Source organism: Pseudomonas sp. A6 (genome assembly GCF_052367875.1).
In the GTDB taxonomy this organism is placed as follows: Bacteria; Pseudomonadota; Gammaproteobacteria; order Pseudomonadales; family Pseudomonadaceae; genus Pseudomonas; species Pseudomonas citronellolis.
Genome location: NZ_CP198970.1, coordinates 1,695,690 through 1,716,681 on the forward strand (window position 1 = coordinate 1,695,690; position 20,992 = coordinate 1,716,681).

The 20,992-nt window shown below is 67.9% G+C and carries 18 protein-coding genes; all 18 read left to right on the forward strand.

Annotated elements, in window-relative coordinates; genetic code table 11:
* Positions 1-87: 87 nt before the first annotated feature.
* Entirely contained in the window at positions 88-1,086 is a 999-nt protein-coding gene (locus tag ACTWJ5_RS07725; protein ID WP_256514634.1) for a TRAP transporter substrate-binding protein, read from the forward strand.
* A 31-nt stretch (positions 1,087-1,117) separates the two neighbouring features.
* Complete coding sequence (locus ACTWJ5_RS07730; RefSeq protein ID WP_074976420.1) at positions 1,118-1,750, forward strand: TRAP transporter small permease; 633 nt, start codon at positions 1,118-1,120, stop codon at positions 1,748-1,750.
* On the forward strand, positions 1,747-3,027 hold the full coding sequence (gene dctM, locus ACTWJ5_RS07735) for a C4-dicarboxylate TRAP transporter large permease protein DctM (RefSeq protein WP_249919052.1): 1,281 nt from the start codon (positions 1,747-1,749) through the stop codon (positions 3,025-3,027). Before ACTWJ5_RS07730 ends, dctM begins: the two co-directional genes overlap by 4 nt.
* Before the next feature lie 149 nt (positions 3,028-3,176).
* Complete coding sequence (acs, locus tag ACTWJ5_RS07740; protein ID WP_249919053.1) at positions 3,177-5,132, forward strand: acetate--CoA ligase; 1,956 nt, start codon at positions 3,177-3,179, stop codon at positions 5,130-5,132.
* Positions 5,133-5,832: 700 nt separating this feature from the next.
* The gene (locus tag ACTWJ5_RS07745; RefSeq protein ID WP_009620740.1) at positions 5,833-6,612 is read left to right on the forward strand and encodes an ABC transporter substrate-binding protein; all 780 of its coding nucleotides are present in this window, start codon (positions 5,833-5,835) and stop codon (positions 6,610-6,612) included.
* Positions 6,613-6,774: 162 nt separating this feature from the next.
* A complete protein-coding gene (locus tag ACTWJ5_RS07750) occupies positions 6,775-7,464 on the forward strand; it encodes an ABC transporter permease (RefSeq protein WP_009620741.1) in 690 nt (229 codons plus the stop codon).
* A gap of 13 nt (positions 7,465-7,477) precedes the next feature.
* Positions 7,478-8,176 carry an ABC transporter permease gene (locus ACTWJ5_RS07755; protein ID WP_043267718.1) on the forward strand — a complete coding sequence of 233 codons (699 nt, stop codon included), beginning with the start codon at positions 7,478-7,480 and terminating at the stop codon, positions 8,174-8,176.
* 16 nt (positions 8,177-8,192) lie between these two features.
* Positions 8,193-9,305 (forward strand): succinylglutamate desuccinylase/aspartoacylase family protein, encoded by a 1,113-nt coding sequence (locus ACTWJ5_RS07760; protein WP_253408723.1) that lies wholly within the window; start codon positions 8,193-8,195, stop codon positions 9,303-9,305.
* A 15-nt stretch (positions 9,306-9,320) separates the two neighbouring features.
* On the forward strand, positions 9,321-10,085 hold the full coding sequence (aotP, locus tag ACTWJ5_RS07765; protein WP_444438057.1) for an arginine/ornithine transport ATP-binding protein AotP: 765 nt from the start codon (positions 9,321-9,323) through the stop codon (positions 10,083-10,085).
* A gap of 34 nt (positions 10,086-10,119) precedes the next feature.
* Positions 10,120-11,103 (forward strand): transcriptional regulator ArgR, encoded by a 984-nt coding sequence (gene argR / locus ACTWJ5_RS07770; protein ID WP_058488795.1) that lies wholly within the window; start codon positions 10,120-10,122, stop codon positions 11,101-11,103.
* A 661-nt stretch (positions 11,104-11,764) separates the two neighbouring features.
* Complete coding sequence (locus ACTWJ5_RS07775) at positions 11,765-12,985, forward strand: aspartate aminotransferase family protein (protein WP_116422389.1); 1,221 nt, start codon at positions 11,765-11,767, stop codon at positions 12,983-12,985.
* Between the two features lie 159 nt (positions 12,986-13,144).
* Positions 13,145-14,161, forward strand: a complete 1,017-nt coding sequence (gene aruF / locus ACTWJ5_RS07780) for an arginine/ornithine succinyltransferase subunit alpha (RefSeq protein ID WP_253391381.1) — start codon at positions 13,145-13,147, stop codon at positions 14,159-14,161.
* 98 nt (positions 14,162-14,259) lie between these two features.
* Positions 14,260-15,279, forward strand: coding sequence for an arginine N-succinyltransferase (astA, locus tag ACTWJ5_RS07785; RefSeq protein ID WP_249919056.1), 1,020 nt, complete (start codon positions 14,260-14,262; stop codon positions 15,277-15,279).
* A gap of 28 nt (positions 15,280-15,307) precedes the next feature.
* Positions 15,308-16,771 (forward strand): succinylglutamate-semialdehyde dehydrogenase, encoded by a 1,464-nt coding sequence (gene astD, locus ACTWJ5_RS07790; RefSeq protein ID WP_074976400.1) that lies wholly within the window; start codon positions 15,308-15,310, stop codon positions 16,769-16,771.
* Entirely contained in the window at positions 16,771-18,117 is a 1,347-nt protein-coding gene (gene astB, locus ACTWJ5_RS07795) for an N-succinylarginine dihydrolase (RefSeq protein ID WP_074976398.1), read from the forward strand. The genes astD and astB overlap by 1 nt, the downstream gene beginning before the upstream one ends.
* Positions 18,118-18,122: 5 nt before the next feature.
* Positions 18,123-18,404, forward strand: a complete 282-nt coding sequence (locus tag ACTWJ5_RS07800) for a hypothetical protein (protein WP_009620763.1) — start codon at positions 18,123-18,125, stop codon at positions 18,402-18,404.
* Between the two features lie 51 nt (positions 18,405-18,455).
* The gene (astE, locus tag ACTWJ5_RS07805) at positions 18,456-19,454 is read left to right on the forward strand and encodes a succinylglutamate desuccinylase (RefSeq protein ID WP_061560954.1); all 999 of its coding nucleotides are present in this window, start codon (positions 18,456-18,458) and stop codon (positions 19,452-19,454) included.
* Between the two features lie 424 nt (positions 19,455-19,878).
* Positions 19,879-20,883 (forward strand): low-specificity L-threonine aldolase, encoded by a 1,005-nt coding sequence (gene ltaE / locus ACTWJ5_RS07810; RefSeq protein ID WP_074976394.1) that lies wholly within the window; start codon positions 19,879-19,881, stop codon positions 20,881-20,883.
* Positions 20,884-20,992 lie beyond the last annotated feature (109 nt).

Consider the following 20,992-nt stretch of genomic DNA (forward strand, 5'->3'; position numbering starts at 1 on the left):
CTCCGAACGCCATCGTTGCGTCAGTCTGGGCAGCCCCGGCCGCCCTGCGGCCTGCCTCGCCAATACAAGAAAAACGAGGGTGACGCGATGTTAGGTTCGACTTTACGGGCGCTGTTGGGCGTCCTGGCAGTGTTCGGCGCCGGCCTGGCGCAGGCTGCCGAGGCTCCGGTGGTCATCAAGTTCTCCCATGTGGTGGCGGAGAACACCCCCAAGGGCCAGGGCGCGCTGCTGTTCAAGCGCCTGGCCGAGGAGCGCCTGCCCGGCCGGGTGCGCGTGGAGGTCTACCCGAACTCCTCGCTGTTCGGCGACGGCAAGGAAATGGAGGCGCTGCTGCTGGGCGACGTGCAGATACTGGCGCCGTCGCTGGCCAAGTTCGAGCACTACGCCAAATCCATCCAGGTCTTCGACCTGCCGTTCCTGTTCGACGACATCGACGCCGTCGACCGCTTCCAGCGCAGCCTGCAGGGCAGGGCGCTGCTGGCCAGCATGCAGGACAAGGGCATCCTCGGCCTGGGCTACTGGCACAACGGGATGAAGCAGTTGTCGGCCAACCGCGCGTTGCTCGAGCCGGCCGATGCCCGCGGCCTGAAGTTCCGCGTGCAGGCCTCGGCGGTGCTCGACGAACAGTTCCGCGCCCTGCGCGCGATCTCCCGCAAGATGTCCTTCGCCGAGGTCTACCAAGGCCTGCAGAGCGGCGTGGTGAATGGCACCGAGAACACCTGGTCGAACTACGCCAGTCAGAAGGTCTTCGAGGTGCAGAAGCACTTCACCGCCTCCAACCACGGGCTGGTGGACTACATGGTGATCACCAATGCCGCCTTCTGGAACGGCCTGCCGGCGGACCTGCGCGAGCCGCTGCAGGCGGTGATGGACGAGGTTTCGGCGGAGGTCAACCGCCAGGCCGCCGAGCTCAACCTGCAGGCCCGCCAGCAGATCGCCGGCAGCGGCGCCAGCCAGATCCACGAACTCACCCCGGCCCAGCGCGCCAGCTGGCGCCAGGCCATGCAGCCGGTGTGGCGCAAGTTCGCCGACGACATCGGCCCCGAGCTGATCCAGGCCGCGGAAGCGGCCAACCATCCTCTCTGAATCCTCCCCCGAACCATCCCGGAGCGAAGTCATGCAACGACTCAAGCGTGCCTGCGAGCGCCTGGAGGAGGGCCTCATCGCCCTGCTGCTGGCGGCCATGGCCCTGGTGACCTTCTTCTACGTAGTGGTGACCAACGTCTTCACCCTGTTCTACGACCTGGGCGACGCCTGGCCGGCGCTCAGCGGCCCGAGCTACGCCGTGGGCGACGCCATCCTCGGCCTGGCCCAGGACATGAGCTGGAGCAACGCGCTGACCAAGGCGCTGTTCGCCGCCCTGATCTTCCTCGGCCTGGCCTATGGCGTGCGCACGGCCGGGCACATCGGCGTCGATGTACTGGTGCGCCTGGCGTCGCGCCCCGTGCAGCGCTGGCTCGGCCTGCTCGCCTGCCTGTGCTGCCTGGCCTACGCCGGCCTGCTCGCGGTGGGCAGCTTCGACTGGGTGAACACCTTGCGCGGCGCCGGCATCGGCGCCGAGGACCTGGCCCACTTCGGCGTGCGCCAGTGGCACATAGCGCTGGTCGTGCCCCTGGGCTTCGCCCTGGTGTTCGTCCGCTTCCTCCAGGTGCTGGTGCGCATCCTGCGCGGACGGCAGACCGGGCTCGGCCTGGCCGATGAGGCCGCCGAGGCGCTGAAGCTGCAGGACGCCGAGGAGGTGCGCCCATGACGGTGCTGGTTCTGTTCATCCTGCTGTTCGCGCTGATGTTCATCGGCGTGCCCATCGCCATCTCCCTGGGCCTGGCCGGCTCGCTCACCCTCATGCTGTTCAGCCAGGATTCGGTGCGCTCGCTGGCCATCAAGCTGTTCGAGACCAGCGAGCACTACACCCTGCTGGCCATCCCGTTCTTCCTGCTCTCCGGCGCCTTCATGACCACCGGCGGCGTGGCGCGGCGGCTGATCGCCCTGGCCAATGCCTGCGTCGGGCACATCCGCGGCGGCCTGGCCATAGGTGCGGTGCTGGCCTGCATGTTGTTCGCCTCGCTGTCCGGCTCGAGCCCGGCCACGGTCGCCGCGGTGGGCTCCATCGCCATCGCCGGCATGGTCCGCGCCGGCTACCCGCAAGCCTTCGGCGCCGGCATCCTGTGCAACGCCGGCACCCTGGGCATCCTCATCCCGCCGTCGATCGTCATGGTGGTCTACGCCGCGGCCACCGAGCAGTCGGTGGGCACGCTGTTCATGGCCGGGGTGATCCCCGGCGTGTTGCTGGGCCTGGTGCTGATGCTGGCGATCTACGTGGTGGCGCGGGTGCGCCGCCTGCCGGCGCTGCCGAGGGCCAGCCTGGCGCAGTTGCTGGGCTCCGTGCGCGAGGCGGTGTGGGGGCTGCTGTTGCTGGTGATCATCCTCGGTGGCATCTACGGCGGCCTGTTCACCCCCACCGAGGCGGCTGCCGTGGCCGCGGTCTACTCCGCCTGGGTGGCCCTGTGTGTGCACAAGGACCTGGCCTGGCGCGAGGTGCCGCGGGTACTGCTGGAGTCGGGCAAGCTGTCGGTGATGCTGATGTTCATCATCGCCAATGCCATGCTCTTCGCCCATGTGCTGACCACCGAGCAGATTCCCCAGCAGGTCACCGCCTGGATGGTCGACCTGGGCCTGCGCCCCTGGCAGTTCCTGCTGCTGGTGAACGTCCTGCTGCTGGTCGCCGGGGCCTTCATGGAGCCGTCGGCGGTGATCCTGATCCTGGCGCCGATCCTCTTCCCCATCGCCATGGAGCTGGGCATCGACCCCATCCACCTGGGCATCATCATGGTGGTGAACATGGAGATCGGCCTGGTCACCCCGCCGGTGGGGCTCAACCTGTTCGTCACCTCGGCGGTCACCGGCATGCCGCTGGGTGCCACGGTGCGCGCGGCCCTGCCGTGGCTGAGCGTGCTGCTGGTGTTCCTGCTGCTGATCACCTACGTACCCCTGATCTCCCTCGGACTGCCTCGTCTATTGGGACTGTGACGCATTGCCGCAGGCCCCGTCAGCCGGGCTGATGGGGCCTATCACTACGACTAAGGATTGGTAAGACCATGGTCGTATGGTCCCTGCGCACCCCGGCCGTTACAACTTGGTCCCAACAAGAACAACACTCCGAACCGAGGTAATGCGTCATGAGTGCGGCATCCGTGTATCCCGTGCGTCCCGAAGTGGCCGCCAATACCCTGACCGACGAAGCCAGCTACAAGAAGCTGTACCAGCAGTCGGTGGTCAACCCCGACGGCTTCTGGCGCGAGCAGGCCCAGCGGGTGGAGTGGATCAAGCCCTTCACCAAGGTCAAGCAGACCTCCTTCGACGACCATCACGTGGACATCAAGTGGTTCGCCGACGGCACGCTCAACGTTTCCTACAATTGCCTGGACCGCCACCTCGCCGAGCGCGGCGACCAGTTGGCGATCATCTGGGAAGGCGACGACCCGTCCGAGCACCAGGAAATCACCTACCGCCAGCTGCACGAGCAGGTCTGCAAGTTCGCCAACGCCTTGCGCGGCCAGGACGTGCACCGCGGCGACGTGGTGACCATCTACATGCCGATGATCCCGGAAGCCGTGGTGGCCATGCTCGCCTGCACCCGCATCGGCGCCATTCACTCCGTGGTGTTCGGCGGCTTCTCCCCCGAAGCCCTGGCCGGGCGCATCATCGACTGCCGCTCGAAGATCGTGATCACCGCCGACGAAGGCGTGCGCGGCGGCAAGAAGACCCCGCTCAAGTCCAACGTCGACGACGCCCTGACCAACCCGGAAACCAACAGCGTGCAGAAGATCATCGTCTGCAAGCGCACCGGTTCGGACATCAAGTGGAACGCGCACCGCGACGTCTGGTACGAAGACCTGATGAAGGTCGCCGGCACCACCTGCGCGCCGAAGGAAATGGGCGCCGAGGACCCGCTGTTCATCCTCTACACCTCCGGCTCCACCGGCAAGCCCAAGGGCGTGCTGCACACCACCGGCGGCTACCTGGTGTACGCCTCGCTGACCCATGAGCGGGTGTTCGACTACCGTCCCGGCGAGGTCTTCTGGTGCACCGCCGACATCGGCTGGGTCACCGGCCACAGCTACGTGGTCTACGGTCCGCTGGCCAACGGCGCGACCACCGTGCTGTTCGAAGGCGTGCCGAACTACCCGGACATCAGCCGCGTCGCCAAGATCGTCGACAAGCACAAGGTCAACATCCTCTACACCGCGCCCACCGCCATCCGCGCCATGATGGCCGAGGGCAAGGCCGCGGTCGAAGGCGCCGACGGCTCCAGCCTGCGCCTGCTGGGCTCGGTGGGCGAACCGATCAACCCGGAAGCCTGGCAGTGGTACTACGAGACCGTCGGCCAGTCGCGCTGCCCGATCGTCGATACCTGGTGGCAGACCGAGACCGGCGCCTGCCTGATGACCCCGCTGCCGGGCGCCCACGCGCTGAAGCCGGGCTCCGCCGCCAAGCCGTTCTTCGGCGTGGTGCCGGCCCTGGTGGACAACCTGGGCAACATCATCGAGGGCGCGGCCGAGGGCAACCTGGTGATCCTCGACTCCTGGCCGGGCCAGGCGCGCACCCTGTACGGCGACCACGACCGTTACGTCGACACCTACTTCAAGACCTTCAAGGGCATGTACTTCACCGGCGACGGCGCCCGCCGCGACGAGGACGGCTACTACTGGATCACCGGCCGCGTCGACGACGTGCTCAACGTCTCCGGCCACCGCATGGGCACCGCCGAGATCGAGAGCGCCATGGTCGCCCACCCGAAAGTGGCCGAGGCCGCGGTGGTCGGCGTGCCGCACGACATCAAGGGGCAGGGCATCTACGTCTACGTCACCCTGAACGCCGGCGAGGAAGCCAACGAGCAACTGCGCCAGGAACTCAAGGCCTGGGTGCGCAAGGAGATCGGCCCGATCGCCACCCCGGACGTCATCCAGTGGGCCCCGGGCCTGCCGAAGACCCGCTCGGGCAAGATCATGCGCCGCATCCTGCGCAAGATCGCCACCGCCGAGTACGACGCCCTGGGCGACATCTCCACCCTGGCCGACCCGGGCGTGGTGCAGCACCTGGTGGACACCCACCGGGCGATGAAAGCCGCCTGATCCGCCTCCGCAACGAAAAACGCCCCGGCTTGCCGGGGCGTTTTTCTTTCTTCCACTGTAGGACAGACCGCGCCAGGATGCTCTTCGTAGGATCGAGGGGGACGCCTAGTTCTTGCTCGCGAATGGGCCCCGCAGCGGAGTGTGTTCGCGAGCAAGCTCGCTCCTACGCCACCCCACCCACGCCATTCCCATGTAGGAGCGCGCCCTGCGCGCGAATCGCGGGCAGGGTCCGCTCCTACAGGTTGATGCCCGACGCCGAATGGCATGCGGTAACACCGCCCCGCCCCGCTGCGACAAAATGAGGCGCCTGGAAACATTTCGCACGCTTGCTGTGCGCCTTTTCTGAACTCCAGAAAACCGCCCCCAGGCTGGAGGCCCCGTATTCATTGAGGCGTACATCCGTTGGCCCGATACCTGCAATGAAAATTGGTTTTACTCTTCCCTCCTTGATCACCTAAAATCCGCCCCGTCAAGACGTCGGAGCCCGCTCTCCGGTGCTTCTATAATTAGTTGTCGCATTGAAGAAATAACCGCCCAGGGGCTGTCGCTAGAATGCCGCTCACCCTGGATGGCGTGGTTTTCCACGAGAAACCCGCCACGGCAATGCGCGCAGACGACAAGAACCTTCACTTCTGCACGGGCAGCCTGGGCCAACCCCTTTCTCCTGCCAATCGAAGTCCTACCCTCGAAGGAGTTACTGATGAAGAAGTTCGCACTTCTCGGCGCGCTGGCGCTCTCCGCTATCACCGCTATGGCCCACGCCGACGACAAGCCCGTGCGTATCGGCATCGAAGCGGCCTACCCGCCGTTCTCCTTCAAGACCCCCGATGGCCAGCTGGCCGGCTTCGACGTCGACATCGGCAACGCCCTGTGCGAAGAGATGAAGGTCAAGTGCACCTGGGTCGAGCAGGAATTCGACGGCCTGATCCCGGCGCTGAAAGTGCGCAAGATCGACGCCATCCTCTCGTCGATGACCATCACCGACGAGCGCAAGAAGTCTGTGGACTTCACCAACAAGTACTACAACACCCCGGCCCGCTACGTGATGAAGGAAGGCTCGGCGCTGAACGACCCGCTGACCGACCTCAAGGGCAAGAAGGTCGGCGTGCTGCGCGGCAGCACCGCGGACCGCTACGCTTCCGGCGAGCTGACCCCGGCCGGCGTGGAAGTGGTGCGCTACAACTCCCAGCAGGAAGCCAACATGGACCTGGTGGCCGGCCGCGTGAACGCGGTGGTCGCCGACTCGGTCAACCTCGACGACGGCTTCCTCAAGACCGACGCCGGCAAGGGCTTCGCCTTCGTCGGCCCGCAACTGACCGACGAGAAGTACTTCGGCGAAGGCGTGGGCATCGCCGTGCGCAAGGGCGATAGCGCCCTGGCCGGCAAGTTCAACGCGGCCATCGCCGCGCTGCGCGCCAACGGCAAGTACAAGCAGGTCCAGGACAAGTACTTCAAGTTCGACGTCTACGGCTCGAACTGACCCCTGACCGGAAAGTGGCGCAAACCCGGGCCGAGACCTGAAGTTTGTGCCACTTTTTTATTGGGCGGCGGACGCTGGGCGACCGCGGCCGGTTTTCCCGGGCTCCGTGGCCCGTCGTTCTGCGTTCGCCGCTGCGGCGAGCGGTTGCATGAGGTGCTGACCATGTTCAACGGTTACGCGGCCACCATCGTCGATGGTGCCTGGCTGACCCTCCAGCTCGCCCTGTTGTCGATGGCCCTGGCGGCGGTGCTCGGCCTGGTCGGCGCGGCCTTCCGCCTGTCGCCGGTCAGGTGGCTGGCCTGGTGCGGCGACGCCTACTCCACGGTGATCCGCGGCGTACCCGACCTGGTGCTGATCCTGCTGATCTTCTACGGCGGCCAGGACCTGGTGAACCGCGTCGCGCCGCTGCTGGGCCACGACGACTACATCGACCTCAACCCCTTCGTCGTCGGCGTCGGCACCCTCGGCTTCATCTTCGGCGCCTACCTCTCGGAAACCTTCCGCGGCGCCTTCATGGCCATCCCCAAGGGCCAGGCCGAGGCCGGCTTCGCCTACGGCATGAGCCACCTGCAGGTGTTCTTCCGCGTGCAGGTGCCGCAGATGATCCGCCTGGCCATCCCCGGCTTCACCAACAACTGGCTGGTGCTGGTCAAGGCCACCGCGCTGATCTCGGTGGTCAGCCTGCAGGACATGATGTTCAAGGCCAAGCAGGCCGCGGACGCCACCCGCGAGCCGTTCACCTGGTACCTGTTCGTCGCCGCCCTCTACCTGGTGGTGACCAGCGTCTCGCTGCTGTTGCTGCGCTTGCTCGAGCGCCGCTACTCGGTGGGCGTCAAGGTCGCGGATTTGTAAGGGGAGCCACGCGATGATCTTCGACTACACCGTCATCTGGGAAAACCTGCCGCTGTACTTCGGCGGCCTGCTGGTGACCCTCAAGCTGCTGCTGATCTCCCTGGCCGTGGGCCTGCTGCTGGCCGTGCCGCTGGCGCTGATGCGCGTGTCCAAGCGCCCGGCGGTGAACCTGCCGGCCTGGCTGTACACCTACGTGATCCGCGGCACGCCCATGCTGGTGCAGCTGTTCCTGATCTACTACGGCCTGGCCCAGTTCGAGGCGGTGCGCAACAGCGTGTTCTGGCCCTGGCTGTCCAACGCCAGCTTCTGCGCCTGCCTGGCCTTCGCCATCAACACCAGCGCCTACACCGCGGAAATCCTCGCCGGCAGCCTCAAGGCCACGCCCCATGGCGAGATCGAGGCGGCCAAGGCCATGGGCATGTCGCGCCTGAAGATGTACCGCCGCATCCTCCTGCCCTCGGCGCTGCGCCGCGCGCTGCCGCAGTACAGCAACGAGGTGATCATGATGCTGCAGACCACCAGCCTGGCCTCCATCGTCACCCTGGTGGACATCACCGGCGCCGCGCGCACCGTGAACTCGCAGTACTACCTGCCGTTCGAGGCCTTCATCACCGCCGGGGTCTTCTACCTGATCCTGACGCTGATCCTGGTGCGCCTGTTCAAGGCCGCCGAACGCCGCTGGCTGGCCTACCTGGCGCCGCGCAAGCACTGAGCCGGAGGAGGGGAACATGCAACGCATCGATCACCTGTTGCCCTGCGCCAGCCTCGGCAGCGAACGCCGCCTGAGCGTGTTCCGCTACGGCGCCGGCCCGCGCAAGGCCTACATCCAGGCCAGCCTGCACGCCGACGAGCTGCCGGGCATGCGCACCGCCTGGGAGCTGAAGCTGCGCCTGGCCGCGCTGGAGGCCGAAGGCCGCCTGCTGGGCACGGTCGAGCTGGTGCCGGTGGCCAACCCCATCGGCCTTGGCCAATGGCTGCAGGCCAGCCACCTCGGGCGTTTCGAGGCGAACAGCGGGCAGAACTTCAACCGCGGCTTCGTCGACCTGGCATCCCTGGTCGAGCCGCGCGTCGCCGGCCAGTTGGGCGCCGATGCCGAGGCCAACGTGCAACTGATCCGCCAGCACATGCGCGAAGTCCTCGACGCGCTGGCGCCGGCCACCTCCGAGCTGCAAGCCATGCAGCGCCTGCTGCTGCGCCACGCCTGCGACGCCGACGTGGTGCTCGACCTGCACTGCGACTTCGAGGCCTGCATCCACCTCTACGCCATTCCCCAGCACTGGCCGCAGTGGCGTTCCCTGGCCGCGCGGCTGAAGGCGGGCGTGGCGCTGCTGGCCGAGGACTCCGGCGGCAACTCCTTCGACGAATCCTGCTCGCTGCCCTGGCTGCGCCTGGCCCGCGCTTATCCACAGGCCGCCGTGCCTGCGGCATGCATGGCCACCACGGTCGAGCTGGGCAGCATGGGCGATACCCGCGTCGAGCAGGCGCGCGACAACGCCGAGGCGATCCTGGCCTTCCTCGCCGAACAGGGGCTGATCGCCGGCGAATGGCCGCAAGCGCCGGCCGAATGCTGCGAAGGCATGCCCTTCGAGGGCACCGAATACCTCGCCGCGCCCCACGCCGGGGTGGTCAGCTTCCTGCGCCGCGCCGGCGAGTGGGTGGAGAAGGGCGAGGTGCTGTTCGAGGTGGTGGACCCGCTGAACGACAAGGTCAGCACCGTGTACGCCGGGACCGCCGGCGTGCTCTTCGCCCTGGAGCGGGGGCGCTACGCGCTGGCGGGACACTGGATGGCCAAGGTGGCCGGGCGCGAGCCGTTCCGTACGGGCCGGCTGATCAACGACTGAATTCGAGTAACCGACATGTACAAACTGGAAATCCAAGACCTGCACAAGCGCTACGGCACCCACGAAGTGCTCAAGGGCGTTTCCCTGGCGGCGAAAGCGGGCGACGTGATCAGCATCATCGGCTCCTCCGGCTCGGGCAAGAGCACCTTCCTGCGCTGCATCAACCTGCTGGAGCAGCCCCACGCCGGCAAGATCCTGCTCAACGGCGAGGAGCTGAAGCTGCTGCCGAACAAGGACGGCGCGCTCAAGGCCGCCGACACCCGCCAGCTGCAGCGCATGCGCTCGCGCCTGTCGATGGTGTTCCAGCACTTCAACCTGTGGTCGCACATGAGCGCCCTGGACAACGTCATCGAGGCGCCCGTGCACGTGCTCGGCGTGTCGAAGAAGGAAGCCCTGGAGAAGGCCGAGCACTACCTGGCCAAGGTCGGCGTGGCGCACCGCAAGGATGCCTACCCGGCGCACATGAGCGGCGGCGAGCAGCAGCGCGTGGCCATCGCCCGCGCCCTGGCCATGGAGCCGGAGGTGATGCTGTTCGACGAGCCGACCTCGGCGCTGGACCCGGAGCTGGTCGGCGAGGTGCTCAAGGTCATGCAGGACCTGGCCCAGGAAGGCCGCACCATGGTGGTGGTGACCCACGAGATGGGCTTCGCCCGCGAGGTCTCCAACCAACTGGTGTTCCTGCACAAGGGCCTGGTGGAAGAGCGCGGTTGCCCGAAGGAAGTCCTGGCAAATCCTCAATCGGACCGCCTCAAGCAGTTCCTTTCCGGCAGCTTGAAGTAAGCTGTCCCCCGACGACGTCGACAGAAGCCTCCGCATGACTGCCCAACGCATCGGTTTCCTGCTCTGGCCCCAGACCCGCGCGCTGACCCTGGCGCTCGCCGAGGAGGCCCTGCGGGTCGCCCGGCGCCTGCACCCCGAAGCGCTCTACGACCCGGTGTTCATGAACGCCGAGCAACCCGCCGAGGGCGAGGGCTGGCGCCTGCCGGGGCAGGCCTGGCAGGGCGTACTGGAGCAGTGCCAGCGCGTCTTCCTGGTGGCCGACGAGGCGCCGCAGCAGGTTTCCGCGCCGCTGGCCGCCGCGCTCAAGCAACTGGCCCGCGGCGGCGCCAGCGTCGGCGCGCTGTCCGCCGGCATCTACCCGCTGGCCCAGCTCGGCCTGCTCGATGGCTACCGCGCCGCGGTGCACTGGCGCTGGCACGACGACTTCACCGAGCGCTACCCCAAGGTCATCGCCACCAACCACCTGTTCGAGTGGGACCGCGACCGCCTCAGCGCCTGCGGCGGCATGGCCGTGCTCGACCTGCTGCTGGCGGTGCTGTCCCGCGACCACGGCGCGGAACTGGCCGGCGCGGTGTCCGAGGAACTGGTGGTCGAGCGCATCCGCGAGGGCAGCGAGCGCCAGCGCATCCCGCTGAAGAACCGCCTCGGTTCCAGCCACCCGAAGCTCACCCAGGCGGTGCTGCTGATGGAAGCGAACATCGAAGAGCCGCTGACCACCGACGAGATCGCCCAGCACGTCTGCGTGTCGCGCCGCCAACTGGAGCGCATCTTCAAGCAGTACCTGACCCGCGTGCCCAGCCAGTACTACCTGGAACTGCGCCTGAACCGCGCGCGGCAGATGCTCATGCAGACCAGCAAGTCGATCATCCAGATCGGGCTGTCCTGCGGGTTTTCCAGTGGGCCGCACTTCTCCAGTGCTTACCGTAATTTCTTTGGCGTTACCCCTCGTGAGGACCGGAACCAGCGTCGTGGGCAGGGGGCTGCCGATGGTGCGCTGGGGCCGGGGGAGCGGGGGTGAGCTGAGTGGGGGAGGCTCCCGGTTACGCTGATGTTGGGCGTGGCCGCGTTCCCTCTCCCTAGCCCTTGGCTGCGCGCCCCGCCCTGAAGGGAGAGGGGGCCGTTGGGCAGATGCTGATGTTTCGGCGTTAGCCGGCTAGCACAGAAATTACCGGCTGAAACCATGCCTCCTCTCGGCACGGACAAGCCCCCTCTCCCTTCAGGGAGAGGGTTGGGGAGAGGGGCGGAGCCGAGCCCAGGCACCGTAGCCACCGGGGAACCCCCTTCGCGAGCAAGCTCGCTCCTACAAGAGCAAGCGCGGTGCTGCGTGGGCTTTTCGTAGGAGCGAGCTTGCTCGCGAACAAAGCGCCCATGCCGGCTCAGGATTTCCCGGCACCGCCGAACGCCCCGGAGAGGAAGGGCCAGGCGTCCTCTCTCCCCCACGAAAACCCCACCCAACCTTCCCCCGTCCGACCATCGAACAAATTCCCCCGCGCCTTGTACCCGCAGGCCCGCCCTGGCTTTACACTGCGCCTTACCGACGCTTTCTGTCGCATTTCCGAAAGCCTCGGAAATCCACGGGTTGGCGCTATAAGAAGTTGTCGCTTGGCGGCAATGCCAACCGGTCTTTCGTCCCTACAATCCTTCCATCGATAGCCGCCTCACCAGGCAGGAGAACACCGATGTCCGCTCCGCACGCTCAGGTACAACGCTCCGACTTCGACCAGCTGATGGTCCCCAACTACTCCCCGGCCGCTTTCATTCCGGTGCGTGGGCAGGGTTCGCGAGTCTGGGACCAGAGCGGCCGCGAGCTGGTGGACTTCGCCGGCGGCATCGCCGTGAACTCCCTGGGCCACTGCCACCCGGCGCTGGTGGGCGCGCTGGCCGAGCAGGCCAACAGGATCTGGCACGTATCCAACGTGTTCACCAACGAGCCGGCCCTGCGCCTGGCGCAGAAGCTGATCGACGCCACCTTCGCCGAGCGGGTGTTCTTCGCCAACTCCGGCGCCGAGGCCAACGAGGCCGCGCTCAAGCTGGCCCGTCGCTACGCCCACGACGTCTACGGCGCGCAGAAGTACGAGATCATCTCGATGGTCAACAGCTTCCACGGCCGCACCCTGTTCACCGTCAACGTCGGCGGCCAGGCCAAGTACTCCGACGGCTTCGGGCCGAAGGTCGAAGGCATCACCCACATCCCGTTCAACGACCTGGACGCGCTCAAGGCCGCCATCTCGGACAAGACCTGCGCGGTCATCATCGAGCCGGTGCAGGGCGAGAGCGGCGTGCTGCCGGCCGACAAGGCCTACCTGGAAGGCGTGCGCAAGCTGTGCGACGACAACGGCGCGCTGCTGATCTTCGACGAAGTGCAGAGCGGTTTCGGCCGTACCGGCTACCTTTACGCCTACCAGCACTACGGCGTGGTCCCGGACATCCTCTCCAGCGCCAAGAGCCTGGGCGGCGGCTTTCCCATCGGCGCCATGCTGACCACCGCGAAGATCGCCGAACACCTGGTCGTCGGCACCCACGGCACCACCTACGGCGGCAACCCGCTGGCCTGCGCGGTGTCCGGCGCGGCCTTCGACGTGATCAATACGCCCGAGGTGCTCGAAGGCGTGCGCGCCAAGCACGAGCGCTTCAAGGCGCGCCTGGAGAAGCTCGGCCAGGAATACGGCATCTTCACCCAGGTCCGCGGCCTCGGCCTGCTGATCGGCGCGGTGCTGGCCGATGCCTGGAAGGGCAAGGCCAAGGACGTGTTCAACGCCGCCGAGCGCGAAGGCCTGATGATCCTGCAGGCCGGCCCGGACGTGGTGCGCTTCGCGCCCAGCCTGGTGATCGACGACGCCGACATCGACGAAGGCCTGGATCGCCTGGAACGCGCGGTGGCCAAGCTCACCCGCGGCTGATCCGCAGTACGGCGCCGGGCATCCCGCCGGCGCCGGTTCGACGCGGCCGGCTTGCCCGGCCGTTTTTCGCAGGCCCCGAATGCGTTGGCGCAGGCTGTTCCGTGCCCGCGACGCGACGGGGAAGTTCATATGGTTTTGTCTGGTTAGAGGAGTGACGCCATGCTGGTGATGCGCCCCGCCCAAGTGGCCGACCTGCAGCAGGTGCAGCGTCTCGCCGCGGACAGCCCGGTCGGCGTCACGTCGCTGCCGGACGACGCGGAACGGCTGAAGGAAAAGATCCTGGCCTCGGAGGCCTCGTTCGCCGCCGAAGTCAGCTACAACGGCGAGGAAAGCTACTTCTTCGTCCTCGAGGACACGCAGACCGGGCAACTGGTCGGCTGCTCGGCCATAGTCGCCTCGGCCGGCTTCTCCGAGCCCTTCTACAGCTTCCGCAACGAGACCTTCGTGCACGCCTCGCGCGAGTTGAAGATCCACAACAAGATCCACGTCCTCTCGCTGTGCCACGACCTCACCGGCAACAGCCTGCTGACCAGCTTCTACGTGCAGCGCGAGCTGGTGAACACGCCCATCGCCGAGCTCAACTCCCGCGGCCGCCTGCTGTTCATGGCCAGCCACCCGGAGCGCTTCGCCGACGCCGTGGTCACCGAGATCGTCGGCTACAGCGACGATCAGGGCGAATCGCCGTTCTGGAACGCCGTGGGGCGCAACTTCTTCGACCTCAACTACAGCGAGGCCGAGAAGCTCTCGGGCCTGAAGAGCCGCACCTTCCTCGCCGAGCTGATGCCGCATTACCCGATCTACGTGCCGCTGCTGCCGGACGAGGCCCAGGAAGCCATGGGCCAGGTGCACCCGCGGGCGCAGATCACCTTCGACATCCTGATGCGCGAAGGCTTCGAGACCGACAACTACATCGACATCTTCGATGGCGGCCCGACCCTGCATGCGCGCACTTCGGGCATCCGCTCCATCGCCCAGAGCCGCCTGGTGCCGGTGCGCATCGGCGAGGTGCCCAAGGCCACCCGCAGCTACCTGGTCACCAACGGCCTGCTGCAGGACTACCGCGCCGTGGTCGCCGAGCTGGACTGGGTGCCCGGCAAGCCGGTGACCCTCAGCGCCGAAACCGCCGAGGCCCTGGGCATCGGCGAAGGCGCCAGCGTGCGTCTGGTAGCGGTATGAGTCAGGGGCTGCAGGCTGCCAGCGGCAGGCTGCGGGCCCAAACGGAAGCTTTCGCCTGTGGCCTGCAGCCTGCGGCCTGAAGCCGAAACGGAGTGAATATGATCGTTCGTCCTGTCACCAGCGCCGACCTGCCGGCCCTCATCGAACTGGCGCGCAGCACCGGCACCGGGCTGACCACGCTGCCGGCCAACGAACAGCGCCTGGCGCACCGCGTCGGCTGGGCCGAGAAGGCCTTCCGCGGCGAAGCCGAGCGCGCCGATGCCGACTACCTGTTCGTCCTCGAGGACGATGCCGGCAAGGTCGTCGGCATCTCCGCCGTGGCCGGCGCCGTCGGCCTGCGCGAGCCCTGGTACAACTATCGCGTCGGCCTCACCGTCAGCGCCTCCCAGGAGCTGGGCATCCACCGCGAGATCCCCACGCTGTTCCTGGCCAACGACCTCACCGGGCAGTCCGAGCTGTGCTCGCTGTTCCTGCATGCCGACCACCGCACGGGCCTCAACGGCCGCCTGCTGTCCAAGGCGCGCTTCCTGTTCATCGCCGAGTTCCGCGAGCTGTTCGGCGACAAGGTGATCGCCGAGATGCGCGGCATGTCCGACGCCGACGGCCGCTCGCCGTTCTGGGAAAGCCTGGGCCGGCACTTCTTCAAGATGGAGTTCAGCCAGGCGGACTACCTGACCGGTGTCGGCAACAAGGCCTTCATCGCCGAACTGATGCCGAAGTTCCCGCTATACACCTGCTTCCTCTCGGAAGAGGCGCGCAACGTGATCGGCCGCGTGCACTCGGACACCGAGCCGGCGCTGGCCATGCTCAAGGCCGAGGGCTTCAGCTACCAGGGCTACGTCGACATCTTCGACGCAGGCCCGGCCATCGAGGCGCCGACCGAGAAGATCCGCGCCATCGCCGACAGCCAGGCGCTGGTGCTGGCCATCGGCACGCCGGGCGATGACGCCGAGCCCTACCTGATCCACAACCGCAAGCGCGAGGAATGCCGCATCGCCGCGGCCCCGGCGCGGGTCGCCGCCGGCTCCCTGGTGGTCGACGCGCAGACCGCCAAGCGCCTGCGCCTGTCCGCCGGCGCCTCGGTGCGCGCGGTGCCGCTGTCCGCCGGAAAACGCTGATCCCGCGCGGATCGGAGGAGAACAAGAGATGACTACCCACTACATCGCCGGCCAGTGGCAGGCGGGCGAGGGCGCTACCCTGGAATCCCTCGACCCGGTCAGCCAGGCCGTGGTCTGGAGCGGCCGCGCCGCCAGTGCTGCACAGGTCGATGCCGCCGTGGCCGCCGCCCGCGCCGCCTTCCCGGCCTGGGCGCGGCGCCCGCTGGAGGAACGCATCGTCGTGCTGGAAGCCTTCGCCGCCACCCTCAAGGCGCGCAGCGACGAACTGGCCCGGGCGATCGGCGAGGAAACCGGCAAGCCGCTGTGGGAAGCCGGCACCGAAGTCACCAGCATGGTCAACAAGGTGGCCATCTCGGTCCAGGCCTACCGCGAGCGCACCGGCATCAAGAGCGGCCCGCTGGCCGACGCCAGCGCCGTGCTGCGCCACAAGCCGCACGGGGTGGTCGCGGTGTTCGGCCCCTACAACTTCCCCGGCCACCTGCCCAACGGCCACATAGTGCCGGCGCTGCTGGCCGGCAACTGTGTGATCTTCAAGCCCAGCGAACTGACGCCCAAGGTCGCCGAGCTGACCGTTCGCGCCTGGATCGACGCCGGCCTGCCGGCGGGCGTGCTCAACCTGGTGCAGGGCGCCCGCGACACCGGCGTGGCCCTGGCTGCGCACACGGACATCGACGGCCTGTTCTTCACCGGCTCCAGCCGCACCGGCAATCTGCTGCACAGCCAGTTCGGCGGCCAGCCGCAGAAGATCCTGGCGCTGGAGATGGGCGGCAACAACCCGCTGATCGTCGATGAAGTGAAAGACGTCGACGCCGCGGTCTACACCATCATTCAGTCCGCCTTCATCTCCGCCGGCCAGCGCTGCACCTGCGCGCGGCGCCTGCTGGTGCCGGCGGGCGAGTGGGGCGACGCCCTGCTGGCGCGCCTGGTGGCGGTGACCGCGAGCATCAAGGTCGGCCGCTTCGACGAACAGCCGGCGCCCTTCATGGGCTCGGTGATTTCCCTGGCCGCCGCCGAGCACCTGCTCAAGGCCCAGGAGCACCTGCTGGCCAACGGCGCCGTGGCCCTGCTGGCCATGTCCCAGCCGCTGGAAGGCGCGGCCCTGCTGACCCCCGGCATCCTCGACGTGACCGGCGTGGCGCAGCGCCCGGACGAAGAATTCTTCGGCCCGCTGCTGCAGGTCATCCGTTATGGCGATTTCGACGAAGCAGTGCGCGAAGCCAACGCCACCCAGTACGGCCTGGCCGCCGGCCTGCTGTCCGATTCCCGCGAGCGCTTCGAGGGCTTCCTGCTCGACAGCCGCGCCGGCATCGTCAACTGGAACAAGCAACTGACCGGCGCCGCCAGCAGCGCGCCCTTCGGCGGTATCGGCGCCTCCGGCAACCACCGCCCGAGCGCCTACTACGCCGCCGACTACTGCGCCTATCCGGTGGCCTCGCTGGAAAGCGAAAGCCTTGCCCTGCCTGCAACCCTGACTCCGGGAGTGAGCCTGTGATGACCGCCTATGAAATGAACTTCGACGGTCTTGTCGGCCCGACGCACAACTACGGCGGCCTGTCCTACGGCAACGTCGCCTCGCAGAGCAACAGCCAGGTGGCGTCCAACCCGAAGGAAGCCGCCAAGCAGGGCCTGGCGAAGATGAAGGCGCTGATGGAAATGGGCTTCAAGCAGGGCGTGCTCGCCCCGCAGGAACGCCCGGCCGTGGCCTCGCTGCGAGCCCTCGGCTTCAGCGGCAGCGACGCCGAGGTGATCGCCAAGGCGGCGAAGGAAGCCATGCCGCTGCTCGCCGCGGTCAGCTCGGCCTCCTGCATGTGGACGGCCAATGCCGCCACCGTCAGCCCCAGCGCCGATACCGCCGATGGCCGCGTGCACTTCACCGCGGCCAATCTGAACTGCAAGTTCCACCGCTCCATCGAGCACCCGGTCACCAGCCGCATCCTCGGCGCCATGTTCCGCGACGAGAAACACTTCGCCCACCACGCGGCGCTGCCGGCGGTGGCGCAGTTCGGCGACGAAGGCGCGGCCAACCACACGCGCTTCTGCAAGGGCTACGGCGAGGCCGGCGTGGAGTTCTTCGTGTTCGGCCGCAGCGCCTTCGATAGCCGCTTCCCGGCGCCGCAGCGCTACCCGGCGCGGCAGACCCTGGAAGCCTGCCAGGCGGTGGCCCGCCTGCACGGCCTGGGCGAGGAGGGCGTGGTCTACGCCCAGCAGAACCCGGCGGTGATCGACCAGGGCGTGTTCCACAACGACGTGATTTCCGTGGGCAACGGCGAGGTGCTGTTCTACCACCAGGACGCCTTCCTCGACACCGACAAGGTACTGGCCGAGCTGGACGCCAAGCTGGGCCGCCGCGGCGGCCGCTTCCAGCCGGTCTGCGTGCCGGGCGACCAGGTGAGCGTGGAAGACGCGGTCAGGTCCTACCTGTTCAACAGCCAGCTGCTCAGCCGCGCCGACGGCAGCATGCTGCTGATCGTCCCGGAAGAGTGCCGGCAGAACGAGCGCGTGTGGAACTACCTGTCGCGCCTGACCGCCGGGGGCGGGCCGATCCGCGAAGTGAAGGTCTTCGACCTCAAGCAGAGCATGCAGAACGGCGGCGGCCCGGCCTGCCTGCGCCTGCGCGTGGCGCTCAACGAAGCCGAGCTGGCCGCGGTGAACCCCGGCGTGGTCATGACCCCGGCGCTGTACGACACCCTGGTGGCCTGGGTCGACAAGCACTACCGCGACCGCCTGTCCGAAGCCGACCTGGCCGACCCGCAGCTGCTGGTGGAGTGCCGGACGGCATTGGATGAACTGAGCCGGATCCTTAAACTGGGCTCCGTCTATCCCTTCCAGATGAGTTGAACATCATGACCACCGAAAGCCTTCCGCTGATCCTCGAAGACGCCACCGGCGCCCGTCGCGAGACCCACAGCGCCCGCCTGGCCATCCGCCTGGAGGGCCGCGACCTGTGGCTGGAGGCCGACGGCAAGGGCGGCCTGCTGATCTACGCCGAGTCCTTCGAGGAGGACACCGAGGTGCCGCTGCTGGTGGTCCGCCCGCAGGCGGTCAACCAGCTCAGCCTGAGCCTGGAGCTGGAGGCCGCCGAAGTCCACGAACATGGTCCAGACTGTGGATGTGACCATCACTGATCGCAGGGGCCGCCGCCCGCAGGTGCCGGCGGCCAACCGGGAGACCCGCGCATGCTAGCACTGGGCAAGCTGCTCGACCTGACCCTCGTCGGTCGCGAGCCGACCGAGAAGATCCAGCTCACCGCCGACGGCACGCGCCTGCACTGGCTGGCCGAAGGCGCCCTCGAGGTGACCCCCGCCAGCGGCCGCGACAATGGCCTGGACCTGCTGCTCTCGGCCGGCATCCACGGCAACGAGACGGCGCCCATCGAACTGCTCGACCGCCTCGTCCAGCGCATCGCCCGCGGCGAGCTGAAGCCGGCGGCGCGCCTGCTGTTCCTGCTTGGCAACCCGGAGGCCATGCGCCGCGGCGAGCGCTACCTGGAACAGGACATCAACCGCCTGTTCTGCGGCCGCCACGAGGACGGCAGCGGCAGCGAGGCCCTGCGCGCCGCCGAACTGGAGCGCCTGGCCGCGGCCTTCTTCGCCCGCGACGGCCGCCAGCGGCTGCACTACGACCTGCACACGGCGATCCGCGGTTCGAAGATCGAGCAGTTCGCCCTCTACCCCTGGAGCGAGGGCCGCGAGCATTCCCGCGCGGAGCTGGCGCGCCTGCGCAGCGCCGGGATAGACGCGGTGCTGCTGCAGAACAAGACCGGCATCACCTTCAGCTCCTACACCTACAGCCGCCTGGGCGCCGAGGCCTTCACCCTGGAGCTGGGCAAGGCGCGGCCCTTCGGGCAGAACCAGGTGGTCAACCTGGGCCGCCTGGAGGCGCTGCTGCAGGTGCTGGTCGACGGCAGCGAGGCGCCGGTGGAGGAGGGCGGGCTGGACGGCCTGCAACTGTTCGCCGTGTCCCGCGAGGTGATCAAGCACAGCGACCACTTCCGCCTGCACCTGGACGACGCCGTGGACAACTTCACCGAGCTGGACCATGGCTACCTGCTCGCCGAGGACATCGGCGGCACCCGCTGGATCGTCGAAGAGAAGGGCGCGCGCATCATCTTCCCCAACCCGCGGGTGAGGAACGGCCTTCGCGCCGGCATCCTCGTGGTGCCCACGGAACTCTGAGCGCCCGGCGTCTGGGGCTCTTCGTAGGAGCGAGCTTGCTCGCGAACAGATTTTTCCGGCGGCTGCGGTGCCATGCGGTTCGCGAGCAAGCTCGCTCCTACGAGAAGCCATGCTCGCCTGCAACGTTGTCCGCAATAGCTGGAACCACCCACGCCATTCCCCTGTAGGAGCGCGCCCTGCGCGCGAAATCGTGGGCAGGGCCCGCTCCTACAGGTTGCCGGGAGGCACGGTATTCCTCCCGCCGTAGGAGCGGACCTTGTCCGCGATAGCCGGACCCACCGGCGCGATTCGCGGATGAGATCCGCTCCTACGCCGCTCCACCCGCGCCATTCCCCTGCCCGCGAAGACCCGCCTTCCGAGCCTTGTCCCCAGGCAGCCAAGCACATAGCATCGGGCTCTTTCCCCGCTTTCCAGGAGCCCCGCCATGTCCGTCATCGACCTTCGCAGCGACACCGTCACCCTGCCCAGCGCCGGGATGCGCGAGGACATGGCCCGGGCCGAACTGGGCGACGACGTGTATGGCGAGGACCCCACCGTCAACCGCCTGGAGGCCGCCCTGGCCGAGCGCCTGGGTTTCGAGGCCGGGCTCTTCGTGCCCAGCGGCACCATGAGCAACCTGCTCGGGCTGATGGCCCACTGCGAGCGCGGCGACGAGTACATCGTCGGCCAGCAGGCCCACACCTATAAATACGAAGGCGGCGGCGCCGCGGTGCTCGGCTCCATCCAGCCGCAGCCCATCGAGGGCGAGGCCGACGGTTCGCTGGACCTGGCCAAGGTCGAGGCGGCCATCAAGCAGGACGACTTCCACTTCGCCCGCACCCGCCTGCTGGCGCTGGAGAACACCATGCAGGGCAAGGTCCTGCCGCTGGCCTACCTGGCCGCCGCCCGCGAGCTGACGCAGCGCCGCGGCCTGGCCCTGCACCTGGACGGCGCGCGCCTGTACAACGCCGCGGTCAAGCTGGGTGTGGACGCCGGCGAGATCACCCGCCACTTCGATTCCGTCTCGGTGTGCCTGTCCAAGGGCCTGGGCGCGCCGGTGGGCTCGGTACTGTGCGGCAGCGCCGGGCTGATCGGCAAGGCCCGGCGCCTGCGCAAGATGGTCGGCGGCGGCATGCGCCAGGCCGGCGGGCTCGCGGCGGCCGGGCTGTACGCCCTGGACCACCAGGTGCAACGCCTGGCCGAGGACCACGCCAATGCCGAAACCCTCGGCCGTGGCCTGGCGGACCTGGGCTACGCCGTCGAGCCGGTGCAGACCAACATGGTCTACGTCGACCTCGGCGAGCGTGCCGCGGCCCTGCGCGACTTCCTCGGCGAGCGCGGCATCCGCGTCAGCGCTGCCCCGCGCCTGCGCCTGGTTACCCACCTGGACGTGAAAACCGCGGACATTCCCCGTATCGTCGAGGCTTTCGCCGCCTTTCGTCGCGACTGACTAGGATAGAGGCGCAATAGCTGCCATCTATCGTAGAAACACACTGTACCCGGTGCGCAGGGCCGATATAATGCGGCCCTTTGCCGGCGATTCGTGGCCGCATTTTTCC

Bases quoted from the DNA above. Each gene is read 5' to 3' on its own strand.
- ACTWJ5_RS07775 (WP_116422389.1), top strand. From the start codon at position 11,765: ATGTCCGCTCCGCACGCTCAGGTACAACGCTCCGACTTCGACCAGCTG.
- astA (WP_249919056.1), top strand. From the start codon at position 14,260: ATGATCGTTCGTCCTGTCACCAGCGCCGACCTGCCGGCCCTCATCGAA.
- acs (WP_249919053.1), top strand. From the start codon at position 3,177: ATGAGTGCGGCATCCGTGTATCCCGTGCGTCCCGAAGTGGCCGCCAAT.
- ACTWJ5_RS07750 (WP_009620741.1), top strand. From the start codon at position 6,775: ATGTTCAACGGTTACGCGGCCACCATCGTCGATGGTGCCTGGCTGACC.
- astD (WP_074976400.1), top strand. From the start codon at position 15,308: ATGACTACCCACTACATCGCCGGCCAGTGGCAGGCGGGCGAGGGCGCT.
- ACTWJ5_RS07760 (WP_253408723.1), top strand. From the start codon at position 8,193: ATGCAACGCATCGATCACCTGTTGCCCTGCGCCAGCCTCGGCAGCGAA.
- dctM (WP_249919052.1), top strand. From the start codon at position 1,747: ATGACGGTGCTGGTTCTGTTCATCCTGCTGTTCGCGCTGATGTTCATC.
- astE (WP_061560954.1), top strand. From the start codon at position 18,456: ATGCTAGCACTGGGCAAGCTGCTCGACCTGACCCTCGTCGGTCGCGAG.
- argR (WP_058488795.1), top strand. From the start codon at position 10,120: ATGACTGCCCAACGCATCGGTTTCCTGCTCTGGCCCCAGACCCGCGCG.
- astB (WP_074976398.1), top strand. From the start codon at position 16,771: ATGACCGCCTATGAAATGAACTTCGACGGTCTTGTCGGCCCGACGCAC.
- ltaE (WP_074976394.1), top strand. From the start codon at position 19,879: ATGTCCGTCATCGACCTTCGCAGCGACACCGTCACCCTGCCCAGCGCC.
- ACTWJ5_RS07800 (WP_009620763.1), top strand. From the start codon at position 18,123: ATGACCACCGAAAGCCTTCCGCTGATCCTCGAAGACGCCACCGGCGCC.
- ACTWJ5_RS07730 (WP_074976420.1), top strand. From the start codon at position 1,118: ATGCAACGACTCAAGCGTGCCTGCGAGCGCCTGGAGGAGGGCCTCATC.
- ACTWJ5_RS07755 (WP_043267718.1), top strand. From the start codon at position 7,478: ATGATCTTCGACTACACCGTCATCTGGGAAAACCTGCCGCTGTACTTC.
- aotP (WP_444438057.1), top strand. From the start codon at position 9,321: ATGTACAAACTGGAAATCCAAGACCTGCACAAGCGCTACGGCACCCAC.
- ACTWJ5_RS07725 (WP_256514634.1), top strand. From the start codon at position 88: ATGTTAGGTTCGACTTTACGGGCGCTGTTGGGCGTCCTGGCAGTGTTC.
- aruF (WP_253391381.1), top strand. From the start codon at position 13,145: ATGCTGGTGATGCGCCCCGCCCAAGTGGCCGACCTGCAGCAGGTGCAG.
- ACTWJ5_RS07745 (WP_009620740.1), top strand. From the start codon at position 5,833: ATGAAGAAGTTCGCACTTCTCGGCGCGCTGGCGCTCTCCGCTATCACC.